The organism is Kitasatospora sp. NPDC056783 (assembly GCF_042789895.1).
Lineage (GTDB): Bacteria > Actinomycetota > Actinomycetes > Streptomycetales > Streptomycetaceae > Kitasatospora.
The window spans coordinates 1-4,543 of sequence record NZ_JBHUAF010000534.1 but is presented as its reverse complement, the minus strand read 5'-3'; the positions used below and the strand labels follow the sequence as shown (position 1 = coordinate 4,543).

The 4,543-nt window shown below is 70.0% G+C and carries 5 protein-coding genes; 2 read left to right on the top strand and 3 right to left on the bottom strand.

The genetic code is table 11. The features are described from left to right. Positions 1 to 19 precede the first annotated feature (19 nt). The gene (locus tag ACFRMQ_RS38585; RefSeq protein WP_380735558.1) at positions 20 to 739 is read right to left on the bottom strand and encodes a hypothetical protein; all 720 of its coding nucleotides are present in this window, start codon (positions 737 to 739) and stop codon (positions 20 to 22) included. A 95-nt stretch (positions 740 to 834) separates the two neighbouring features. Here ACFRMQ_RS38585 and ACFRMQ_RS38580 point away from each other — a divergent pair, with 95 nt between their 5' ends. Together ACFRMQ_RS38580 and ACFRMQ_RS38575 are read left to right on the top strand one after the other, a co-directional pair. Further along, positions 835 to 1,242, top strand: coding sequence for a hypothetical protein (locus ACFRMQ_RS38580; RefSeq protein ID WP_380735557.1), 408 nt, complete (start codon positions 835 to 837; stop codon positions 1,240 to 1,242). A gap of 307 nt (positions 1,243 to 1,549) precedes the next feature. After that, entirely contained in the window at positions 1,550 to 2,485 is a 936-nt protein-coding gene (locus ACFRMQ_RS38575) for a hypothetical protein (RefSeq protein WP_380735556.1), read from the top strand. Positions 2,486 to 2,568: 83 nt separating this feature from the next. Here the strand turns inward: ACFRMQ_RS38575 and ACFRMQ_RS38570 are convergent, their stop codons facing one another. After that, positions 2,569 to 3,174, bottom strand: a complete 606-nt coding sequence (locus ACFRMQ_RS38570) for an Imm21 family immunity protein (protein ID WP_380735555.1) — start codon at positions 3,172 to 3,174, stop codon at positions 2,569 to 2,571. A 191-nt stretch (positions 3,175 to 3,365) separates the two neighbouring features. Next, positions 3,366 to 4,442, bottom strand: a complete 1,077-nt coding sequence (locus ACFRMQ_RS38565) for a response regulator transcription factor (protein WP_380735554.1) — start codon at positions 4,440 to 4,442, stop codon at positions 3,366 to 3,368. Between the last annotated feature and the right edge of the window lie 101 nt (positions 4,443 to 4,543).

The window sequence follows — 4,543 nt, the reverse complement described above, 5'->3', positions numbered from 1 at the left end:
GCCCACGGGTCGCGCGGAATCACTCTCCCTGCGACGACACGGCCTCGTAATGCTCCAGATAATGTTGCATCCCGGAGTCAAGAGGCGTATCGCCCTCGCCGTTGGCGACGTTCCAAAGGCGGTTCTCAATCCAGAACCGATAGGCGAAATACTCGAACGAGGGAGCGCACCAAAGGATCGCAGCCTGCTGAGCGGAAAGATCGCCCAAATCACTCTCGGAACGGAACTCGTCTGATCCCTGCACCTCATACTCATGCTCGTAGTCGAGGTGGGAGTTGACCACGAACACCTCGCCAGACGGACGCAAGTAGAGATACCAGAGAACACAGTCCTGCTGGTCACGGAAGAAGCGGACCAAGAACGCGCCCGGCTCGACAGGACTCGGCAACGGCTCGGAGAGGCTGCTCCAGCAGCCGGTCACCGACACCGCGTCCAAGGCTCCCCGCAGATTCGACGACGCTTCGAAGGTGACGAAATCCTCGGGCAGTGCCAGCCCCTCGGCAGCGAGTTTCTCCTGCACCTGCCGCAACTTCGCGGCCCGGTTGGCAAGGAACTCGCCCGGATCGCCCAACCACTGGAATTTCCCGGAGAACCGCGTCTCGTCCAGAGGTGGCAACGTGTCACACGGATACCTCTCATAGGTATAGCGGCAGGGCCGGTAATCGCCGAGGTCCGTTGCGCACCATACGGCATCAAAATCGATACCCATCGCCAGGAAGCTCCGATCCGAGGAGAACATGTGATCGGCAGCATGCCACCCGCGTCCGACACCCACTGCGAGATCAGCAGCCGGACCCAGCCACCCGCTCCTCGATCCCCACCCTCCCCACACCTTTGATCAGGTCCATCAAGTGGGGAACGGGAGCAAACCTGGGGATTTTCGCTAATCCTCATCAGGCTTGCGGCCGGCGCCTCACTGTCACCGGCGTCGAGAAGCGGCTCGGTGTCCCTCACGCGACCTTCTACCGGAACTACCCGCAACCGATCGCCTGGTTCAAATCCCAGCTCGCCGGGCGGCACCGCCCGGCCACGGTCCCGAAGACCGGAACCCGGTCCGACGACGAGGCCAACCGACTTCGCCGGGAGAACAGCGACCTGCGCACACTGGTTCGCATCTACGCCGAAGCGATCCGCCAGCTGACCGTGGACAAGGCCGCCCTGGAGGACGAGCCGCAGGCGCTGAGCGGGGTGACCGGCCTCACCGAACGCCGCCTTCACGACGCGGACATCGGACAGACCTGAAGGCCCCGCACGACTTCGAAGTAGCCACCTTGTGCTCCGGCCCGGTGCGTTCGTCGACCCGGGTCGACGCCGACCCGTCATCAACGTCGGGGATGAAGCGTCCTTCGGAAGCCCCGGAGCCGCTCCGAAATCCGATGGATCCTCCGCCGCGGGCGCGGCACAATCCTGGTGAACCGCAGCGGGGGGAGCTTGTTTGGACGTGTTCGCGTGTGTCGGGTGCGGCACTGAGCTGACGGCACCGGTGTCCCAGGTCGCACTGCCCGTCCACACCGACCATGGTGCCTGGGAGAAACTCCATCCTCCGCTGATGGAGCCGGGGACGTACGCCGTCGACCCCCGGCCCACCGGGCCGCCCTGGCGGTTGTGGGAGGAAGTCGGAGAGGAAGCGGCTGCCCGGCAGGGGGTCTACGCCCCGGTGTACTCCGTCTCCTTCGGCGTGCGAGGCAGGATCGTCATCGCGCCCGGTGACTCCAGGTCGATGACTCTGATCCTGGAGAAGTGCGAGGGCTACTGCATGGGCGTGGACGGCCGGGCCGGGCCCAATCTGGCCTGTACGGGGTGCGGACGAGCCCTGGCGACCCGGATCGACGACTGCGGCTCGTGGCAGACCGTGTGGCTGGAGCCCGACGCGGTCGTCCGCCGTCCCTCGGGGCTCCCGGCTGCCCCGCTACCCGACTGGGCAGACCTGGAACGTGCCGGACACCGCGTCCCGCCCGTCGAACCCGACGGGTCGTGGAGCCGCCGCTGGGAGGCCGCGCTCGGCGTCGCGCTGGCCCACCTCGTGGCGGCCACCGAGAACCAGCCGGTGACCCTCCCCGCCGGCCCCGTCGCCGAACTGTTCGGCCACGCCGCGGCCCGGTACCTCCCGCCCGGGCCCGACCCCCGCTCGGTGGGACTGGCCGGCCCGGGCATCCCCGAGCCCCGGCCCCGCCCCGACGTCCTCCTCGTCCCTCGCCACCCCGGCACCGGCGAGCCGTGGCGCCCACCCGACCGCGAGGCGACGGTAGTGCCGCTGGACAGCGGAGTCTGGACCTACCTCATCAGCCCCGGGGAGGAGACCTCGCCGACGCCCGCCACCGGGGTACTCCCGGAAGGAGTCCTACGCGACGACTACCCCTTGCCATCGCGGCCCTGGCACCCCCTGGAAGCCCACGATGGCGCCTTCAGGGACACCCTGGTCGGGCTGCCCGCGATCCGTAGCCTCCGGCTGCGCAGGTATCGCGATGCCGCGTACCGATCGTGAGCGCCCGTTGGGTGTTGTGGGGCCTTCGGATCCGTCCCAGCGTCCGTGCCTCCGGGGTCGCGGGTGCGAGCTCGGTATGCGGGTCAAGGAGCCGTTGTCGACTGGCCGTCGACCTGTAGAAGGAGCTGAACCACGCTGATCCAAGGGGAGTCGCCGGTCTTCTGGAACGCGCGGACCCTCCAGCGTCCTGCCGGCAGGTGGACGGGGGCCTGGTCCGGCTGGCCTCTGCCGTCCGGGTAGGGCACGCCGAGGTTCTTGCCGGCTTCGGCGGAGTCCATGAGGACCGCCGGTCCGTCGGTCTCCCAGAGGCCGCACTCCTCCCACGGCGTCGCCGGGTCGTTCAGCGCCGCTTCGGCAGCGGCGAACAGCTCGGCGTCGGAGTCGGCAGCGAGCCAGCGTATGAAGACCCTCTGCTCGGGCAGGTAGCAGGTGGTGGCGGGCTCGTCGCCCAGCACCAGCGCAGAGGCGTCGCTGCCGCCGCGCAGGCCGATCACCTCGGCCAGGCCCTCGATCCCGCAGGCCCGGTCGTAGTCGTCCGGCTGGTCGCTGTCACCGATGATCATGCCGTTCTCGGTGCAGTCACCCCAGTACCGCAGTGCGGACACCGGGACGACGATCAGCGGACCACCCATGGATTCGACCCAGGTCAGGTCGAGGGTCATCCGGACGGCATGTGGATCAGTACGCATGTGCGCAGTGTGCCGCTGATCAGTGACAAGCAGGGAACCTGGGTGAGTACCTGCACGGCGGACAACGGACAGAACTGAAAGAGCCCCATAACTGCACAGCGCGCGGCCGAGAGCACCACCCCGCCATCGTGTCGCGCCTGACCGGCCCCCCGCCCCCGGTGCTCCCACTGACGCCGTCGACCCCGCCGCGGTTACTGCGGTGGCAGGCCCAGGGTGGGGAGGTGGTCGGCCGTCAGGAGGGCGACGAGCTCGCGGCGGTTGCGCACGCCGGTCTTGTCGAGGATCGCGGTGACGTGCTGCTGGACGGTGGGCACGGTCAGGTGGAGCAGCGTGGCGATGTCCTTGGTGCTGGCGCCGCGTACCGCGTGCAGGGCGACCTGCCGCTCGCGCGGGGACAGGCCGTGCGCGAGGACCGCCAGCGGCAGGCGCTGGAGGGGGGTGGCGGGGGAGGCGACCACGGCGATGCCGCCGCCGGGGCCGTCCAGCTCGGCGGCGTGCAGGGTGAGCCACTGCCCGTCGGGGGTGCACACCCGGACCTCGGCGGGGCCGCCGCGCCAGGCGGCCTGGCGGGCGACGGTGAGGAAGCCGCTGGGTACGCCGCCGGTGTGGGCGGTGGGTTCGGCCATCCGCGCGATGAGGTCGCGGGCCGCGGCGTCGGCCGAGCACAGCCGTCCATGCCGGTCGAGGATCGCCACGGCCGGGGTGCTGGCGGGCCCGGCGGGCCGGTCATGCTGCAGGGAGGCGAGGTGGGCGCTGCGCAGGGCGGCGCCGATGGGCGCGGCGATGCGTTCGGCCAGCCGCAGGGCGGGCGTGCCGTAGCGGCCCCGGGAGCGTTCGCGCATGAACGCGGCGCTGCCCCACCGGCCGCCGCCGAGGTCGAAGTTGATCCGCAGTTCGTCGCCGTAGCCGCAGGGGCGCAGCAGCTCCCGGTAGCGCACGCTCTGCTCGGGACAACCGTCGGTGGCGCGGTCGACGCTCTGCGCGCGGTGGCCGGCGGTGCGGATCGAGGTGAAGGTGGTGGCGTCCTCTCCCTGTAGCTCCAGGTGGACGGCCTGCTCGAAGAGGGCGGGGTCGAGGCCGTCGGAGACGGTGGAGGTGGGGAAGCCGGTGACCGGGTCGTTGCCGTGCCAGCAGCCGCCGTCGAATCCGAGGGGGTGCGCGAGCAGGGTGTGCAGCTCGCGGAACAGCTCGGCCGGCGGCAGCGAGCTGTGGGTCAACTCCCCGATGGAACCCAGGACGTCCCGTTCGATGTCGCGTCGTTTGGCCACGGACGGAAAGCATACGATCCGCGCGGGCACCGCCGTCCGGAGTGCGGTGAAACGGACGGAGGGTGGCTGGAAAACGACGTGCGGGCGCCGTGGTCGGCGCC

Bases quoted from the DNA above. Each gene is read 5' to 3' on its own strand.
- ACFRMQ_RS38585 (WP_380735558.1), bottom strand. From the start codon at position 739: ATGTTCTCCTCGGATCGGAGCTTCCTGGCGATGGGTATCGATTTTGAT.
- ACFRMQ_RS38575 (WP_380735556.1), top strand. From the start codon at position 1,550: ATGGAGCCGGGGACGTACGCCGTCGACCCCCGGCCCACCGGGCCGCCC.
- ACFRMQ_RS38570 (WP_380735555.1), bottom strand. From the start codon at position 3,174: ATGCGTACTGATCCACATGCCGTCCGGATGACCCTCGACCTGACCTGG.